General features: G+C 62.8%; 13 protein-coding genes. 8 read left to right on the top strand and 5 right to left on the bottom strand.

What is annotated here, in order from left to right; translation table 11 throughout:
• Positions 1–30: 30 nt before the first annotated feature.
• Entirely contained in the window at positions 31–336 is a 306-nt protein-coding gene (locus tag NLY37_RS11165; protein WP_198024943.1) for a hypothetical protein, read from the bottom strand.
• Between NLY37_RS11165 and NLY37_RS11160 the strand changes: the two genes are divergently transcribed.
• The 5 genes from NLY37_RS11160 (at position 278) to NLY37_RS11140 (ending at position 8,626) form a co-directional block, all read left to right on the top strand.
• Entirely contained in the window at positions 278–1,156 is an 879-nt protein-coding gene (locus NLY37_RS11160; protein ID WP_023741513.1) for a PopZ family protein, read from the top strand. The two genes, NLY37_RS11165 and NLY37_RS11160, sit on opposite strands and share 59 nt — an antisense overlap.
• A 268-nt stretch (positions 1,157–1,424) precedes the next feature.
• Positions 1,425–4,208 carry a valine--tRNA ligase gene (locus NLY37_RS11155; protein ID WP_023741512.1) on the top strand — a complete coding sequence of 928 codons (2,784 nt, stop codon included), beginning with the start codon at positions 1,425–1,427 and terminating at the stop codon, positions 4,206–4,208.
• A gap of 360 nt (positions 4,209–4,568) precedes the next feature.
• Positions 4,569–5,822, top strand: a complete 1,254-nt coding sequence (locus NLY37_RS11150; RefSeq protein ID WP_023741511.1) for an OmpP1/FadL family transporter — start codon at positions 4,569–4,571, stop codon at positions 5,820–5,822.
• 268 nt (positions 5,823–6,090) lie between these two features.
• Positions 6,091–7,815: a dihydroxy-acid dehydratase gene (gene ilvD, locus NLY37_RS11145; protein WP_023741510.1), complete on the top strand. Its 1,725-nt coding sequence runs from the start codon at positions 6,091–6,093 to the stop codon at positions 7,813–7,815.
• Positions 7,802–8,626: a tetratricopeptide repeat protein gene (locus tag NLY37_RS11140; protein WP_023714413.1), complete on the top strand. Its 825-nt coding sequence runs from the start codon at positions 7,802–7,804 to the stop codon at positions 8,624–8,626. The genes ilvD and NLY37_RS11140 overlap by 14 nt, the downstream gene beginning before the upstream one ends.
• 199 nt (positions 8,627–8,825) lie before the next feature.
• On the opposite strand, the gene NLY37_RS11135 is transcribed toward NLY37_RS11140, so the two are convergent.
• From NLY37_RS11135 to erpA, 4 genes are all read right to left on the bottom strand, one after another.
• Positions 8,826–9,125, bottom strand: coding sequence for a hypothetical protein (locus NLY37_RS11135; RefSeq protein ID WP_023741509.1), 300 nt, complete (start codon positions 9,123–9,125; stop codon positions 8,826–8,828).
• 71 nt (positions 9,126–9,196) lie between these two features.
• Positions 9,197–9,991, bottom strand: coding sequence for an exodeoxyribonuclease III (xth, locus tag NLY37_RS11130; protein ID WP_023688213.1), 795 nt, complete (start codon positions 9,989–9,991; stop codon positions 9,197–9,199).
• An 8-nt stretch (positions 9,992–9,999) separates the two neighbouring features.
• Positions 10,000–10,392, bottom strand: coding sequence for a VOC family protein (locus NLY37_RS11125; RefSeq protein ID WP_023681658.1), 393 nt, complete (start codon positions 10,390–10,392; stop codon positions 10,000–10,002).
• A 4-nt stretch (positions 10,393–10,396) separates the two neighbouring features.
• Positions 10,397–10,744, bottom strand: a complete 348-nt coding sequence (gene erpA / locus NLY37_RS11120) for an iron-sulfur cluster insertion protein ErpA (protein ID WP_027050337.1) — start codon at positions 10,742–10,744, stop codon at positions 10,397–10,399.
• Positions 10,745–10,820: 76 nt separating this feature from the next.
• Here erpA and NLY37_RS11115 point away from each other — a divergent pair, with 76 nt between their 5' ends.
• The 3 genes from NLY37_RS11115 to NLY37_RS11105 all read left to right on the top strand — a co-directional run bounded on the left by NLY37_RS11115 (position 10,821) and on the right by NLY37_RS11105 (position 17,375).
• Positions 10,821–12,035 carry a deoxyguanosinetriphosphate triphosphohydrolase gene (locus tag NLY37_RS11115; protein WP_023716245.1) on the top strand — a complete coding sequence of 405 codons (1,215 nt, stop codon included), beginning with the start codon at positions 10,821–10,823 and terminating at the stop codon, positions 12,033–12,035.
• 62 nt (positions 12,036–12,097) lie between these two features.
• Positions 12,098–13,861 (top strand): arginine--tRNA ligase, encoded by a 1,764-nt coding sequence (argS, locus tag NLY37_RS11110; RefSeq protein ID WP_023739016.1) that lies wholly within the window; start codon positions 12,098–12,100, stop codon positions 13,859–13,861.
• A gap of 103 nt (positions 13,862–13,964) precedes the next feature.
• Positions 13,965–17,375: an SPOR domain-containing protein gene (locus NLY37_RS11105; protein ID WP_023741508.1), complete on the top strand. Its 3,411-nt coding sequence runs from the start codon at positions 13,965–13,967 to the stop codon at positions 17,373–17,375.
• Positions 17,376–17,394: the final 19 nt, after the last annotated feature.

The raw sequence follows: 17,394 nt of genomic DNA, 5'->3' as shown, positions 1-17,394 counted from the left end.
CTTCCCATGGATGCGCGGCGTTTGTCTTTTTTAGCCTAAATTGTTGAAATCCGGCGTCTCCCGAGATTGGGGATTCTCGGATGGCGATCCGTCGGCTACGCTGTCGCCATGATTCGTATCCGGCTTTGCCGGACAGGAAGCCAGGAACGGGTCACTACAGCGCCACGCGTCCGATGATGCGCAAAGGACGCTGTAGAAACTTTGATTTTGCGCCTGATCCTCTTCGAAAATCGAAGATCGATTTTCGAGATCATGCGCGGGGGCGGCGGATGTGACGATGGCGACGGCAAGCAGCGCACAGCGCGAACCTTCCATGGAAGAAATACTGGCTTCCATCAGGAGGATCATCGAAGACAGCGACACCGGCCGCAAGCTGCCGGGCGACGCCGATGAGTTGCGCCAGGATCTTGTGGCCGCCGGGCCTATTTCGGATGTCGAGGCCTTCCGCAGCGAATTGCACAGCTCGACCGAAAGCAAGAAGCCGGTGACGCTGGCTGAGGTGCAGGCCCAACTGGCCGAGCCGGTGGTTGCGCGGCTGGAGCCGCGCTCCGAGCCGTCGCCAGTGAAGCCTGCCATTGCGGCAAATGCCACGACCGCCGCGCCACCCGCGCATGCTCCGATGACCCTGGCGGAAGTGAGCGCCAGGATAGCCAGCGAGCCTGCTCCCGCCGTCAGGGCAGAAGCTGCAGTGCGGGCAAAGGCGGAAACCACCGACTCGATCGTCACGGATTGGCGCCGCGAAATCGCGGCGGTTGGCAATCAGACAAAACCGGCTGAGACAGTACGGCAGCCGGAGATCAGGCAGCCAGAGACTGAAAATCGGCAGGCAGCAATCGCGGAGGTCGAGGCTTTCGAAGACGATCTCGCTGCCGAGCCGGCTTTCGAGGCTCATCCTTCGCGCAGCGAGCACGCGCGCCCGGCCGACGCAACTCCGGTTCGGCCGGCGATCGTTTCGGAACATACGGGACGGCAGGTCGCAGCGGCCTTCGGCGAACTCTCCGACGCCTTCGCCAGCCGCAGCAAGAAGACCTTCGACGAGATGGCCGAGGAGATGCTGCGGCCGATGTTGCAGGACTGGCTGGACAACAACCTGCCGACGCTGGTCGAGCGCCTGGTACGCGAAGAAATCGAGCGCGTCGCGCGCGGCGCGCAATAGGCATCACCACAGCCCGTTCCGGATTAAAGCGCCGCCTTCGGGCTGCGCTTTCTCGCTGCAGGCCAGCGTCCGGCTGATGTCGCGAATGCGATCAGCTTCCCGTCGGGATCGCTGACGATGAAGGTGCAGGCATGGCCTTCCCGTTGAAATGACCAAGGCCCCGCCTATTTGCGTTGAAGGACTGAGGCAGCCCTCGCGGTTGACTTGGCCAAAACCTTCCGATTTACACCGGGTCAGCAAAACTCCCGACCGCGCGGACCATTTTCCTATGCTTGAGAAGACCTACGACGCCAAGACCGTCGAGCCCAGGATCGCCAAAATCTGGGAAGAGGCGGACGCATTTCGCGCCGGCGCCGGCGCCGAGGAGGGGGCGGAGGCCTTCGCCATCGTCATCCCGCCGCCCAACGTCACCGGCTCGCTGCATATGGGCCATGCACTCAACAACACGCTGCAGGACATACTCGTGCGCTTCGAGCGCATGCGCGGCAAAAACGTGCTGTGGCAGCCCGGCATGGATCATGCCGGCATCGCCACGCAGATGGTGGTCGAACGCCAGCTGATGGAAAAGCAGATACATCGCCGCGATCTCACCCGCGAACAGTTCATCGACAAGGTCTGGGAGTGGAAGGCCGAGTCCGGCGGCGCCATTTTCAACCAGCTGAAGCGGCTCGGCGCCTCGGCGGACTGGTCGCGCGAACGCTTCACCATGGATGAAGGCCTGTCCAAGGCCGTGCTCGAAGTTTTTGTCAGCCTCTACAAGGAAGGGCTGATCTACAAGGACAAGCGCCTTGTGAACTGGGACCCGAAGCTGTTGACGGCGATCTCCGACCTGGAGGTCGAGCCGCAGGAGGTCAATGGCAATCTCTGGCACTTCCGCTATCCGATCGAGGGCGAGATTTTCGATCCGGAAAATCCTGGGACATTCATCACCGTGGCGACGACACGGCCCGAGACGATGCTGGGCGATACGGCAGTCGCCGTGCACCCGGACGACGAGCGCTACCGGCATCTGGTCGGCAAGAATGTCGTGTTGCCGATCGTCGGCCGGAAAATTCCGGTTGTGGCTGACGAGTATTCCGACCCGGAAAAGGGTTCCGGCGCGGTCAAGATCACGCCGGCGCACGACTTCAACGATTTCGAGGTCGGCAAGCGCCACAAGCTGCCGGCGATCAACATCCTGACCATCGAGGCGGCAATAACGCTCAGGGATAATGAGGATTTTCTCGCCGGGCTCGACGTGACGCCGGAGCGTCAGGCCGTCTGGGACGAGCTCGACGGTCTCGACCGTTTCGTCGCGCGCAAGAAAATCGTCGAGCTGATGGAGACCGGCGGCTTCCTCGACAAGATCGAGCCGCATCGCCACGCCGTGCCGCATGGCGATCGCGGCGGCGTGCCGATCGAGCCGTTTCTGACCGAGCAGTGGTATGCAAACGCCGCCGAGCTCGCCAAGCCGGCGATCGCATCGGTGCGTGAAGGCCGTACCAACTTCGTGCCGAAGAACTGGGAAAAGACCTATTTCGACTGGATGGAGAACATTCAGCCCTGGTGTATTTCACGCCAGCTGTGGTGGGGTCATCAGATCCCGGCCTGGTACGGGCCGGACGGCCGGGTCTTCGTCGAGAAGACCGAGGAAGAGGCGCTGGGCGCCGCGATTGAATATTATCTGGCGCTGGAAGGCCCGTGGAAGGCCTGGGTCGAGGACAAGCTCGAGACCTTCAAGCCGGGCGAAATCCTGAGCCGCGACGAGGATGTGCTCGACACCTGGTTCTCGTCCGCACTGTGGCCGTTCTCGACACTGGGCTGGCCGGATCACACGCCGGAGCTGAAGACCTATTACCAGACGGACGTGCTGGTGACCGGTTTCGACATCATCTTCTTCTGGGTCGCCCGGATGATGATGATGGGCCTGCATTTCATGCACGAGGAGCCGTTCCACACCGTCTATGTGCATGCGCTGGTGCGCGACAAGAACGGGCAGAAGATGTCGAAGTCGAAAGGCAACGTCATCGATCCGCTCGACCTCATCGACGAGTTTGGCGCCGATGCACTGCGCTTCACGCTGACGGTGATGGCGGCGCAGGGGCGCGACGTAAAGCTCGATCCGGCGCGCATCGCCGGTTACCGCAATTTCGGCACCAAGCTGTGGAACGCGACACGCTTTGCCGAGATGAACGAGGTCGCGCGCAATGACGATTTCTGGCTCAACGACGCCAAGCTGCCGGTCAATCGCTGGATCCTGACCGAGCTGACCAGGGCGTCGCGCGCGATCACCGAGGGCATCACCGGCTACCGCTTCAACGAAGCAGCGGGCGCCGCCTACCGCTTCGTCTGGAACCTGTTCTGCGACTGGTATCTGGAACTGCTGAAGCCGGTGTTTATGGGCACGGACGAGGCTGCCAAGGCCGAAAGCCGTGCCTGCGTCGCCTTCGTGCTCGACGAGATCTACAAGCTGCTTCATCCGATGATGCCGTTCATGACCGAGGAGTTGTGGGCGCAGACGGCAGGCGAGGGCAGGACGCGCGCAACGCTGCTGTGCCACGCTGCCTGGCCGTCACCCGACTTCGAGGACGCCGATGCGGCCGCCGACATCAACTGGCTGGTCGATCTGGTCTCCGGCATCCGCTCCGTGCGTTCGGAAATGAACGTGCCGCCGGCGGCGATCGCGCCGTTGGTGGTGGTCGGCGCCAGCGCCGAGACTCACCAGAGGCTGGAACGCCATGCGTCCGCCATCAAGCGGCTGGCGCGGGTCGGCGACATCTCGCTGCAGGACGCCGCGCCCAAGGGCTCGGCCCAGATCGTGCTTAACGAGGCGACGATCTGCCTGCCGCTCGGCAGCCTGATCGATCTCTCCGCCGAGGCGGCGCGGCTGCAGAAGGAACTGGCCAAGGTGACCGAGGAAATTGCGCGGCTGCACAAGAAGCTGTCGAACGAACGGTTCGTCGCCAGCGCGCCGGAAGAGATCGTCGCAGCCGAGCGCGAAAAACTCGACGAATACCGCGATCAGCAGGAGAAGCTTTCGGTGGCGCTGACCAGGGTGCGCGACGCCGGTTGACGGCCGGATTCGCGAGACGCTTGCAGCGCTTCGCGAAGGTTCTTTTTGCTCGAAAAATAGGCGTTCCGTAACGTTAATATTGACGTAAACGGAAAGTTTCGACCTCATTGTTGCCATAATGTAACAATGGGGCAGAATGCCGGCAAAATAGCTGGTTTTGGGTGCTGTTTTGAGCGGTTTTACCTGATTTGTTCCCCGGTCTGCCGCCCAAATGGTCATTTTCGAACCTACCGGCCAGGCCGCCACTGTGTTCGAAATGCGGTCCGCAAGAGTGTACATGTACGCTATTCGAATTCATTGTTGCGCCGTTAACCCGAATTGGTTCTAGCTTGACGCACTAGTATTTCGGGGAGGACATCCATGAGCAATTTGCGTTTGAAAACACTGCTGGGGGCGGGGTGTTTTTCGCTGGGTTTGATTGGTTCCGTGCATGCCGGCGGCATCGAGCGCGGTGGCTACGACGTCGACCTTCTTTTCGATCCGGCGCCCTTCGCCACCGAAGCCGAAGCGACGTATGTCATGCCGGAGCGCAAGCTCAAGAATGCGGTGGACACAGATAATTCAGATGGCAACGTGTCGGCATTGGGCAGCACGGCGAAAGACAGCGAGAGCTACTGGGTGCCACGCATCGGCGTCAGGGCCGAGGTGGTCAAGGGTGTCGACTGTATGGTCGACTATTCACAGCCTTGGGGTGCGCATACGGCTCCCGGCCTTTGGGCCGGCGCGCAGTCCAACATGGAAACCGACATCAAGAGTAATAACTACGCCGGCACCTGCTCCTACAAGATGGATGCCGGCAAGGGGCAGCTTCGCTTCATCGGCGGTGTGTTCTACCAGGAAGTCTACGGTTTCAAGGAAAGCCTTGTGTCGCCACTGGTGCCCAATTTCGGCGGCACGGGTCGCGTTGACCTCAAAGGCACTGGCTGGGGCTGGCGTGCCGGCCTTGCTTACGAAATTCCTGAGATAGCGCTGCGCGCAAGCCTTGTTTATAATTCGCAAGTAAAGCTCGACAATCTCTCTGGCACGCTTGATTTGACGAAGGTCGGCATAGGGGTCGAGCCGATAGACATATATGGCAATGCCTCCATGCCAGATTCGTTGGAATTCAAGCTCCAATCCGGTATCGCACCCGGCTGGCTTGCCTTCGGGTCCGTCAAATGGGTCAACTGGAGCGTGTTGCAGAGCATTCCTATCTGCTCGCAAGCTTCTAAGGGGCTGGCAGCTTGTACGTCGATCTCTCCGGGGCTCGGCTCTCCGACTCCGGTGCGATTGACGTCGCTAGATCTGATGTACCGTGACGGTTGGACGGTTACCACAGGCATTGGCCACAAGTTCAACGAGCAGTGGAGCGGCGCAGCTCAGATTTCGTGGGATCGTGGTACCTCGCACGGCGTTGGCTCCCAGAGCGACACGTGGACACTCGGTGGCGGCGTCGCTTACACGCCAACCGCCAACATCGAAGTGCGGTTGGCCGGCGCGATCGGTGTGCTGACCAGCGGTCACTCAGGAACTTTGACAGACGAGAACGGCTACCAGGCCGGCACCGATGTCAGCTACAATTTCGGAAACGACTTGGTCACGGCCATTTCGGGCGGCGTCAAGATCAAGTTCTAAGGCTCTGAAAATTATAATAAAAGGCTGAGCGTTGCCCGGCCTTTTGTTTTGTGGGTGAAAGTTAGCGCTGCAAATCTGTCGCATCACTTTCACCTCTCGTAATTGTGACGTTTTGGCAACAGTTCCCGACCAACCCCCGCGCTACGGTCCCGCTCGACCAAATTGCCCATTTCCCGCCATAAACCCGGCGCACCTCGAATTTGTCTCGGGACACGCGCCAGAAGGCTCGGCGATGGGGCAGGCCGCACCGCCCGCGGCAAGGAAGAGAATGGACGCCAAAGTCATCTCCAAGGCCAAGCTGCCTAGCCGCCATGTGACCGTCGGTCCGGCGCGTGCGCCGCACCGTTCGTATCTCTATGCCATGGGGTTGTCGGCGGCCGAGATCGCGCAGCCGCTGGTCGGCGTTGCCTCCTGCTGGAACGAAGCGGCGCCTTGCAACATCTCGCTGATGCGCCAGGCGCAAGTGGTCAAGAAAGGCGTCGCGGCCGCCAACGGCACGCCGCGCGAATTCTGCACCATCACCGTCACCGACGGCATCGCCATGGGCCACCAGGGCATGAAGTCGTCGCTGGTATCGCGCGATGTCATCGCCGACTCGGTCGAACTCACCATGCGCGGCCATTGCTACGATGCGCTGGTCGGCCTTGCCGGCTGCGACAAGTCGCTGCCCGGCATGATGATGGCCATGGTGCGGCTCAACGTGCCGTCGATCTTCATCTATGGCGGCTCGATCCTGCCGGGCTCCTATCGCGGCCGCCAGATCACTGTGCAGGACGTGTTCGAAGCAGTCGGCCAGCATTCGGTCGGCACGGTCAGTGATGCCGAACTGCTCGAGATCGAGCAGGCGGCGTGTCCGTCCGCCGGCTCCTGCGGGGCCCAGTTCACAGCCAACACCATGGCCACCGTCGCCGAGGCGATCGGCCTGGCGCTGCCGTACTCCTGCGGCGCGCCGGCGCCTTACGAGATGCGCGACCGCTTCAATTTCGCCTCCGGCGAAAAGATCATGGAGCTGATCGCCAAGAACATCCGGCCGCGCGACGTCGTCACGCTGAAGGCGCTGGAGAATGCGGCGACCGTGGTTTCGGCCACCGGCGGCTCGACCAATGCGGCTTTGCACCTGCCGGCGATCGCGCATGAGGCAGGCATCAAGTTCGACCTGTTCGACGTTGCCGCGATTTTCGAGAAGACGCCCTACATCGCCGACCTCAAGCCGGGCGGCAAATATGTCGCCAAGGACATGTTCGAGGCCGGCGGCATTCCGCTGTTGATGAAGACGCTGCTCGACCACGGCTATCTCCATGGCGACTGCATGACCGTGACTGGCCGTACTTTGGCCGAAAACATGGAGCATGTTGCCTGGAATGATAGCCAGGATGTGGTCCGTCCCGCCAACCGACCAATCACCCAAACCGGCGGTGTCGTGGGCTTGAAGGGCAACCTTGCCCCCGAAGGCGCGATCGTGAAGGTCGCGGGCATGACGGAGCTGAAATTCTCAGGTCCGGCACGGTGTTTCGATTCGGAAGAGGAATGTTTCGAGGCGGTCACGCACCGCAACTACCGGGAAGGCGAGGTTCTCGTCATCCGTTACGAAGGTCCGCGCGGCGGCCCGGGCATGCGCGAGATGCTGTCGACGACGGCGGCGCTCTACGGCCAGGGCATGGGCGGCAAGGTCGCCCTCATCACCGACGGTCGTTTTTCGGGCGCGACCCGCGGTTTCTGCATCGGCCATGTCGGGCCCGAAGCTGCCGTTGGCGGCCCGATCGGGCTCTTGAAAGACGGCGATGTGATCTCGATCGATGCAACCAAAGGCAGGATCGCGGTCGACCTGTCCGAGGCCGAACTGGCAACGCGGGCGAAGGCCTGGAAGGCGCGCACGACCGACTATCAGTCGGGCGCGATCTGGAAATACGCACAGACGGTAGGGCCCGCCCGCGACGGCGCGGTCACCCATCCGGGCGGTGCCAAAGAAACACATTGCTATGCGGATATCTGAGTTGTTGAGGTCGTCTGTCCTTCCGGCACTGGTCGCTGTTGCGATCTTTGGCGCCGTGGGCCAGGCCATGGCCTTCGACGACAAGGTGTTCGACGACAAGACCGGCGTGAAGCCGCAATCGAGCCCATGGGCCGTGTTCCAGTTCGGCTTCTCCGCTTACAAGAGCGGCCACAAGGAACAAGCGGTCGAGGCCTATAAATACGCCGCCGAGAACGGCCAGATCGGCGCCACCTGGAAGCTCGCGCGCATGTACGCCGAAGGCGACGGCGTGACGCGCGACGACTATGCGGCCTTCAAATTCTTCTCCGAGATCGTCGATCAGGATGTCGAACCTGGATCGCCGGAGGAAAGTTATGTCTCCGACGCGCTGGTGGCGCTGGGCGACTATCTCCGGACAGGTATCCCCGGCAGCCCGGTCGAGGAAAACGAGGTCGCGGCGCAGGAATATTACATGCGCGCGGCCGCCAATTACCGCAACCCGAACGCCCAGTTCGAGATGGGCCAGATGTTTTTGAAGGGCGAGGGCGGCGTCAAGGCCAGCGTCAAGCAGGCCGGCCGCTGGTTCCAACTCGCCGCCGAAAAAGGCCATGCCGGCGCCCAGGCGACGCTTGGCAATCTTCTGTTCCAGAGCGGCAAGATCGTGCGCGGTCTGGCCATGATGACCGCCGCGCTCGAACGCGCCTCGCCGAGCGACCAGCCGTGGATCCGCGGCATGCAGGAAGAGGCATTTGCCGCCGCCGGCGAAGCCGACCGCCGCACGGCGATTTCGCTTGCCGACGATCTTCTCACCAAGGGTGGTGACGACCAGTGAAATTGCCAATCTCCCCCCTTGTGGGGGAGATGCCCGGCAGGGCAGAGGGGGGCGCTGTCCCGCTGGCATTTCAGTTGACTAAAGTTTGCCCGGGTTGGACTGAGAGGGTGAGCTTGTTTGACCGAAAGGTCGCCTTTCTTCGCGCCCCCTCTGGCCTGCCGGCCATCTCCCCCTCAAGGGGGAGATTAGCTCACATCCATCAGTTCTCGGTGAGTTCCGCCGGCGCCGCTCTGTGTACCGGCACCGAGATCGGCGTGACGTGCAGATGCGGCTTCATCGTGCTGTCGGGGCAGCTGTCGCCGATCTTGGTCCATGAGGTGTTGTTGAGCACCAGGTCGCAGCGGGCCAGATGGCTCTTGTCTGAAACCGTCAGGCAGGTGACCTGGCCGACCTGGTAGGACTTGCCATTGGCCAGGCACTGCTGGTCGGCAAGTGCCGCGGCAGGGGAGGCCATGGCAAATGCCAGGCCGATCGGGCAAAGGAGGAATCGTAGTGCCATGGAACCCCAGCCGCCATGCTGATCTCTGACTGAATGGCGCGATTGTGGCGATATCAGGGTTTCGGCTGATATCAGGCCGGCAGCAGCGCCAGATCGATCGCCACCGGCACGTGGTCGGAAGGTTTTTCCCAGGCGCGCACATGCTTTTCGATCGAGGCCGAGGAAAAGCGGTTGGCCGCTTCGGGCGACAACAGCAGATGGTCGATGCGGATGCCGTTGTTCTTCTGCCAGGCGCCGGCCTGGTAGTCCCAGAAGGTGTAGACGTCGGCCGCATCGGTGACGGCGCGCACCGCCTCTGTAAAGCCGAGATTCTTCAGCCGCCGGAAGGCCTGCCGGGTCTGCGGCTGGAACAGCGCATCGCCAAGCCAGTTCTCGGGGAAGCGCGCATCGACCGGCTCGGGGATGACATTGTAGTCGCCGGCCAGCACCAGCGCCTCCTCCAGAAGCAGCCGCTGCTCGGCCCAGCGATGCAGCCGTTCCATCCAGGCCAGCTTGTAGGGAAACTTCTTCTCGTCATCGACCGGGTTGCCGTTGGGCAGATAGAGCGAGGCGACGCGCAGCGCGCCCTGGTCGGTCGAGAACACGCCCTCGATGAAGCGCGCCTGCTCATCAGTCTCGTCGCCTGGCAGGCCTCTGATAACCTCGTCGAACGGAAGTTTTGACAGCAGGGCGACGCCGTTAAAGCCCTTCTGGCCATGGGTTTCTACGTTGTAGCCAAGCGCCTCGATCTCGGCGCGCGGGAACTGCTCGTCGACCGATTTGATCTCCTGCAGGCAGACGATGTCGGGCTGGCTTTCGCTCAGCCAGTGGGTGAGGTTGCCGATGCGGGCGCGAATGCCGTTTATGTTCCAGGTGACGATTTTCATGGGCGGCCTCAGGGATGTTCGGGCGAAAGACGTTCGACAAGCCCGATCGTATTGCCTGCCGGGTCCTTTAGAAAGGCCATCCACTCGCTTTCCCCCGCCGTTCCGAACGTGCCTTCGGTGTCGTTGTGGACGAGCGCCGGCGGTGCGGTGAAGGGAACGCCGGACGCTTTCGCCTCGGCGTGGAAGGCTTCGAGCCCGGCTATATCGAGATAGACGGTGCCGGCCGGAACGCCATCGGTGAACAGCAACCTGATATCACCGGCCATGATGAAGGCGATGCCCGGCGGATCGTAGCGGGCATGAACGCTGAGGCCGAGCACATCGTGCCAGAAGGCCAGCGTGACGTCGAGGTCGCGCCCGGCCGACAGTGCGACCTGACGGACCGCGCCGACGCCGGACATCTGCCTAGATGGAGAAACTGGTGCCGCAGCCGCAGGAGGCGACTGCATTGGGGTTGCGGATCTGGAACGACTGGCCCATCAGATCGTCGACGAAGTCGATCACCGAGCCGCCCATATAGACCAGCGACAAATCGTCGATCAGCACGGTGGCGCCGTCCTTTTCGATGGCGACGTCGTCGTCATTGCGCGTATCGACCAGGTCGAACTTGTAGGAAAAGCCGGAGCAGCCGCCGCCCTCTACTGAGACGCGCAGCGCCGTCTTGCCGGCCTCGCCAGAGACGATTTTCGCGATCCGCCTGGCGGCGGACTCAGTCATCTCGACTTTCATGGCAGTCTTGGCATCAGCGCCCATGGGCGTCACCTTGCTTTCGGTTTCACATGATAGGTATGAAGCGGGAAGGGGCAAGTCAACTGCGGCGGCATCAGCCATGACAAATGAGCTTGGCGACATTGGGTTCGGCTATCGGCCGCGCGCGGCCTATGCCAGCGACCCAGCCAGGTCGCGCGGGCGGCTCTATGACGAGGTCGAGAGCCCGACTCGCACGCCATTCCAGCGCGACCGCGACCGCATCATCCATTCCACCGCGTTCCGCCGCCTGAAGCACAAGACGCAGGTGTTCGTCGCCCATGAAGGCGACCACTATCGCACCCGGCTGACGCATTCGATCGAGGTCGCGCAGATTGCGCGGGCTCTGGCGCGAGCGCTGCGCGGCGACGAGGATCTGGCCGAGGCGGTCGCCTTGGTGCACGATTTCGGTCACACGCCGTTCGGCCATACCGGCGAGGACGCGCTGAACGAGCGGATGGCCCAATGGGGCGGCTTCGACCACAATGCGCAGTCGCTGCGCGTGGTGACGCGGCTGGAGCGGCGCTATGCCGAGTTCGACGGGCTAAACCTGACCTGGGAAACGCTGGAAGGGCTGGTCAAGCACAATGGGCCGCTGACAGATGCCAAGGGAAAAGGGCTCAAAGGCCCGGTGCCGCAGGCGATCCGCGACTATTCCGAGCTGCACGACCTCGAACTCGACCATTTCGCCGGCATCGAGGCGCAATGTGCTGCGATCGCCGACGATATCGCCTACAACACCCATGACATCGACGACGGCCTGCGCTCCGGCTTCCTGACCTTGGACATGCTGGAAACGGTGGCGCTGCCGGGATCGATCCTGGCAAGCGTGCGCGCGCGCTATCCGGGCCTGGACGATGTGCGCACCGGCCATGAGCTGATGCGCCGGCAGATCACGATGATGGTCGAGGATGTCATTGTTTCCACCACCGCCAATCTTGAGCGCATCAAGCCTGACAGCGCCGAAGCGGTGCGGGCGGCGGGCGAAACGATGGTGACCTTTTCCGCTGACGTGGCGGCGACCGAGAAGGAATTGAAGACCTTTCTCTACAAGCATCTCTACCGGCATGACGAGGTGATGCGCGTTCGCACTGAGGCCGAGCAGATCGTGCGCGACCTGTTCGATGTCTATTTCGCCGATCCGCGCGCCATGCCGGACGGCTGGCGGGAGGGGCTCGACCGGGCGGAGGACCGCATCAAGGCGCGCAGCGTCGCCGATTTCCTGGCGGGGATGACGGATACCTACGCCTTGAAGGAACACCGCCGTCTGTTTGACCATACGCCCGATTTAAGCTAGGGCGGGCGCGATTTGCCGGCCAATGAGCCGGTTCCCCTGCACAGTCCGCCAGAGCAAGACCCATGAACATCTTCGCCGATTTCAGCGCGCGAATCACAAAAGCCGTCGAAGCGCTTGATTTGAAAGACAGTAATGGCGTTTCGCCCGACCTGTCGCGCATCGCCGTCGAGCCGCCGCGCGACGCCAGCCATGGCGATCTCGCCACCAATGCGGCGATGGTACTGGCCAAGCCCACCGGGCAGAACCCGCGCGCGCTGGCCGAGCGGCTGGTGGAAGTGCTGCGCAGCGACGCCGATGTTGCCGAAGCCGACGTCGCCGGTCCCGGCTTCGTCAATCTCCGGCTCAAGGACGCTTTCTGGCAGGCACATCTGACTGCGCTGCTGGGCGAGGGGCAAAACTACGGCCGCTCGACCATTGGTGGCGGCAAGAAGACCAATGTCGAATATGTCTCGGCCAATCCGACCGGGCCGATGCATGTCGGCCATTGCCGGGGCGCGGTTGTCGGCGACACGCTTGCAAATCTGATGGCCTTCGCCGGCTATGACGTCACCAAGGAATACATCATCAACGACGCCGGCGCGCAGATCGACGTGCTCGGGCGTTCGGCCTTCCTGCGCTACCGCGAAGCGCTGGGCGACGACATTGGCGAGATACCGGCCGGTCTCTATCCCGGCGATTACCTTGTGCCGGTCGGTCAGGCGCTGGCTGCCGAATTTGGCCGCAAGCTCTTGCAGATGCCCGACGATGAGTCGCTGGTAATCGTCAAGGACCGCACGATCGACGCCATGATGGTGATGATCCGCGAGGATCTGGCGTTGCTCAATGTCCATCACGACGTTTTCTTCTCCGAGCGCACGCTGCATGCCGACAATGCCAGGAGGATCCGCTCGGCGATCAACGATCTGACGCTGAAGGGCCATATCTACAAGGGCAAGCTGCCGCCGCCCAAGGGCGAGAAGCCGGACGACTGGGAAGACCGCGAGCAGACGCTGTTCCGCTCGACGGCGGTCGGCGACGACATGGACCGGGCGCTGGTCAAGTCCGACGGCTCGTTCACCTATTTCGCCGCCGACGTCGCCTATCTCAAGGACAAGGTCGACCGCGGTTTCGTCGGCCTGATCTATGTGCTGGGCGCCGACCATGGCGGCTACGTCAAGCGGCTGGAAGCGCTGGCGCGGGCGATTGCAGGCGATGATCTGAAGCTGCAACTCACGGTGCTGCTGTGCAATCTGGTGAAGCTGTTTCGCGATGGCGAACCGGTTCGGATGTCGAAGCGGTCGGGCGACTTCGTGACCTTGCGCGAAGCGGTGGAGGAGGTGGGCCGCGATGCTATCCGCTTCATGATGCTCTACCGCAAGAGCGACGCGCCGCTCGACTTCGATTTCGCCAAGGTCACCGAACAGTCCAAGGACAATCCCGTGTTCTACGTGCAGTACGCTTCGGCGCGCTGTCATTCGGTGTTCCGGCAGGCGAGCGAGCAACTGGGCGAGGCCAATTTCGACCGCAACAGCCTGGCCGCGGCCTCGGCGTCGCTCACCGACGAGGGCGAGATCGGCCTGATCCGGAAGCTGGCTGAATATCCAAGGCTGATCGAATCCGCGGCCCTTGCGCTGGAGCCGCACCGGCTGGCATTCTACCTCTACGATCTGGCTTCCACCTTCCATGGACACTGGAATCGGGGCACCGAGAATCCCGACTTACGTTTTGTTAAGGTTAACGACCGACAATTGACTCATGCCAGACTAGGGCTGGTGCAGGCTGTTTCGGATGTTTTGACTTCCGGCCTGACGCTGATTGGGGCTGATGCGCCCACTGAGATGCGTTAGGTTTAACTAAAACACCTGTCACCATTTGCCCACATTGCGCTGGTAAGGGCCAACCCTACGCGACGTCCATGGCGTCCGAATGAGTGCGAGTTCGGGAACAATAATGGCAGACAGAACCCAGCTGAGAGTAGCCGACAACAACGACATCGCCGAAGATGATCCGTTCGCTGAACTGACCAGGATCATGGGTTTCGATCCGCGCCAGCCGGTCAAGCCGCAGGCGCCAGCCGTCGAGACGGCTGCGGACGAGGGCGATTTCGACATCGACCTCGAGAAGGAGTTGATGGGCGAATTCGGCGATGAAGTCGGTTCCATGGAGGCCAGCCAGCCAGCTCCCGAGGTTCACCAGCCTGCCGCTGAACCCTACGACTCTGCTGCCGAGATTCACGAGCCGGCTTTCGAAACCACCGATGCCGCGATGGATGATGCGCTGGCTGCTTCGCTGGAATATGATTTCGTCTTCGACGATGCCGCCGATCTGGATTTCGGCGCTGCCCCGCAGGCTGCGGCTGCTCCCGTTGAACCCTCGTTTGCCGAACCTTCGTTTGCCAAGCCCGCATTCGACGAAGCTGCATTCGACGATGATTTCGACAATGCCGTCGCCAGCTCGCTGGAAAACGTATCGCCGCTCGAAGACGACCTGCCGATGGATGACGAGCTTGCCGCTTCGCTCGAGCAGGGGTTGCTGCTCGATGACGATGCGACCGTCGCCCATGCCGCAGATGTCGCCCAGGTTGCTGCTGCGACTGCCGACGATCTCGCGTTCGACGATGATTTCGACAATGCCGTCTCGATGTCGCTGGAAGACGAGCTGACGCTGGACGGTCCTGCGCCGGCGCAGGACCAGTATGCCGCGCCAGTAGCCGAGGCGCCGATCCATACCTTCGACGCCGTCGGAGTCGCCGACCACACTGTTGCCGACGAGGATTTTGCGGGTCATTTCGATGACGCGATGGCCGATGTCGACATGGACTTTGCGGCCCAGGATTTTGCAGCTCAGGATTTTGCAGCCCAGGATTTTGCAGCCGAGCATTTCGAGCCGCAGGCTTTCGAGGCTCAGCCTGTTGAGGCCGAGGATCCGGAAGAGAGCGATCTGCAGGTCAGCGCGCCGGTTGAGATGGATGCGCCGGAAGTGGACGAGACGCCGGCCTGGACCGTGGAGGCCAGCCCCTCTCATGAGACTGCGCACGAAGCATTCGACGATTTCGATCTGAGCATCGATGATGCGCTTGCCGATCACGAGCCGGTAGCCGAGACCGCACTCGCTCCGGTTCAGCTAGCTCCGGTCGCACCAGCCTATGTGGCGCCTACCAATATGGCGACCCCGGCCGCTCCGGTCGCTAACGAACGGACGTTGGAAGATGAACTCAACGCGCTGCTTGGCGCCATGACCACACCACGCCCGGCGCCAGTCGCGCCGATTCCGGTCGTCACCGAGCCCACCAGGGCTGCCGCCATCGAGCCCACCAGGACTTATGAGCCGGTTGCCCCGGTGCAGCGGTCCGTCGCGACGCCAGTCGCTCCGGTCGATAATCTCGAGTGGGACCTGGACGAACACGCGCCGGCTCCTCAGGAGGCCCAGGCGGACGATTCCGATTTCGACGATCTGCTTGCCGGCGAACTTGAGGGCCATGAGCCCGAGATCGAGTTCAATGATCACGCCTTCGATGCGGCGCTCGCCAAGGGCATCGATCTCGGTAAGGACACGGCAGCACCGGTCTCTGGCGATTGGCGCTCGACGCCGCCGGAGCCGGCGCGTTCGTGGAGCCGCGTGACTCCCACCCCGGCCCCGCCTTCCTTTGCAGCGCAGCCGCAACCTTCTTTTGCAGCGCAGCCGCAAGCTTCTTTTGCAGAAAAGCCGTCCACGCCGCCAACAGCAGCGCCAACCTATCGCGACCAGTCGGTTGCAGCTGCTGCCTATGTGGCGCCGACGCCATCGCGCCAGGCGCCGCCTCACGCCGAGATGCCGGATGTCGAGACGATCGATGTGCCCGAGCGTGTGGTGGCGATTGCCGACGACCTCGACATTCCAGAACTCAGCTTCGAGCAAGACGAGCCGGCCGCCTATGACGACATCGACGCCGAATTCGCCGGCATGCTCAACGAGATGAACGCGGTGGAAGTGGCATCGCCCACTGCCGCACGCAGTGCCGGCTATGATGACGATTCCTACAGTTCCGGCTTCAGCTCGGGCCACGAGCTCGACCAGCGCGCCTATGCAGCGCGGCCAGCCGAAGTGCTTGCAGCCACGCAAGCTCACCACGCCGATGCCGCTGGCGGCTTTGACATGGACGATCTGCCCGGCAGTCAGCCGGTTTCGCAGGCCGACGATTTCGCGGTCGATGAACTCGACTACGATCCGGATCTGGACGAGGCAATGGCGGTGCCGGGCCTCGCCGAGCAGGAAGCCGCACGGCCGCGCAGGAGCGGCCTGCTGGTCGCGGGGGTCGTTGCTGCGGTGGCGATTGCCGGCGGTCTTGGCGCCTTCGCCTTGTCGTACGGCGGCAAGGGCGGCAGCGATGCGCCGGTCATTGTCAAAGCCGACAACAGGCCGATCAAGGTCAAGCCCGAAAATCCGGGCGGCGCCGTGGTGCCGAACCAGGACAACAAGGTTTATGATGCGGTCGCCAAGGGCACCAAGCCGGCCGAGCCGGTTCAGGAGAAGCTGGTCACCAACACCGAAGAGCCGGTCGATGTGAAGGCGCAGGAGCCTGAAAGCCGCGTCGTCGATCTGTCGCCCGACGATACCGGCGCTGCCCCAGGCCCCGACGCTGCCGGCAACCCCGAAGCTGCCGGCAACCCCGACGCGGCTGTCGCGCCGGCGCCAAAGTCCGAGGACCGCATCGCGCAGGTGCTGCAGGAAGCCGACAAGAACCCCGATACCGTCGCCGTTGCCCCGCGCAAGGTTCGGACCATGGTGGTCAAGCCCGACGGCTCGTTGGTGGCCCGCGAGGACTCGACGCCGGCCGCGCCGCAGGTTGCGGCGACTGAGCCGCTTGACCCGGCGCCGCAGCACGTCGCCCCTTCGGCCGATGCCGAGCAGACCGGCACCGTGGCGCCTGTCGATCAGGCAAATAGCGACCAGGCAAGTGCCGAGACCGCCAAGCCGGTGAAGCCGGCGGCTGCGCCGAAGGCTGAGACCCAGTCCGCCAACACGCCGCAGACGGTTGCCGTGGCGCCGCAGCGCCCGTCCGACCAGCCGGTCGACGTGGTCGGCGAGGTCAAGCCCGACCAGGTTGCCTCCATTCCGGCGACGGCTTCGACATCGGGCGGTTCGTGGTCGATGCAGATCGCTTCGCAGCCGACGGTCGAAAGCGCCCAGGCCAACTACGCCGACCTGCAGCGCCGCTATGGAAATGTGCTCGCCGGTCGCACCGCCAACATCGTCAAGGCGGAGATCGCCGGCAAGGGCACCTTCTACCGTGTCCGGGTGCCTGCGCAGTCGCGCAACGATGCGATCAATCTGTGCACCAGCTACAAGGCTGCTGGCGGCAACTGCTTCGTGTCGCGGTAAGGCCGGATCCAACTATCAG

It is taken from the genome of Mesorhizobium sp. C395A, assembly GCF_030323205.1.
Lineage (GTDB): Bacteria > Pseudomonadota > Alphaproteobacteria > Rhizobiales > Rhizobiaceae > Mesorhizobium.
The sequence above is the reverse complement of the archived record's forward strand: the minus strand, read 5'-3'. Positions and strand labels throughout refer to the sequence as shown.